At 73.3% G+C, this 829-nt stretch carries 1 protein-coding gene; it reads right to left on the bottom strand.

The features are described from left to right. A partial coding sequence (locus GTY56_RS00905; RefSeq protein ID WP_161361499.1) for a maltotransferase domain-containing protein occupies positions 1-829 on the bottom strand: 829 nt, incomplete at both ends.

The following is an 829-nucleotide window of genomic DNA, read 5'->3' as shown; positions in this document are numbered from 1 at the left end:
AGCACTGCAACGCGAAGTCCAGCGCCACCTCCATGCCCAGCTCCCGCGCCCGCCGCACGAAGGCGACGAAGTCCTCCAGCGTCCCCAGATCCGGGTGCACCGCGTCATGACCGCCCTCGGGCGAACCGATCGCCCAGGGCACACCCACGTCGTCCGGACCGGGGGAGAGGGTGTTGTTCTTCCCCTTGCGGAACGTGGTGCCGATGGGGTGGATCGGCGGCAGGTAGACCACGTCGAAGCCCATCGCCGCGATCGCCGGAAGCCTGCGCGCCGCCGTGGCGAACGTGCCGTGCGGCTGCTCGCGCGTGCCCTCCGAACGCGGGAAGAACTCGTACCACGAGCCGTACAGCGCCCGCTCCCGCTCCACCAGCAGCGGCAGCGGCTCACTGCTGGTCACCAGATCCCGCAGCGGATACCGCGCCAGGACCTCGTCCACCTCCGGCGTCAGCGCCCCCGCGAACCGGTCCGCGGTGGGCCGCGCGTCGTCGCGAAGGGCCTGCGCCGCGCTGAGCAGCACAGCGCGTCCGGCTTCCTCCGGCACGCCGGCGGCCGCCCGCTCGTACAGTTCCGCGCCCTCCTCCAGGACCAGGCCCGGATCGATGCCCGCCGGGATCTTTATGGCCGCCGTGCGGCGCCAGGTGGCCACCGGATCGCTCCAGGCCTCCACCCGGTAGGACCAGCGGCCGACGGCGTCCGCGCTGATCTCGGCGCCCCAGCGGTCGCTGCCGGGAATGAGCTCGCGCATCGGCGTCCACGGGCCGGGCCGGCCCTCGGGGTCCTTCAGGACGACATGCGCCGCCACCGCGTCGTGCCCCTCCCGGAACACGGT

This window comes from Streptomyces sp. SID5643 (genome assembly GCF_009872555.1).
GTDB classification, from domain to species: domain Bacteria; phylum Actinomycetota; class Actinomycetes; order Streptomycetales; family Streptomycetaceae; genus Streptomyces; species Streptomyces iakyrus.
This window is presented reverse-complemented; position numbering and strand designations above follow the sequence as displayed.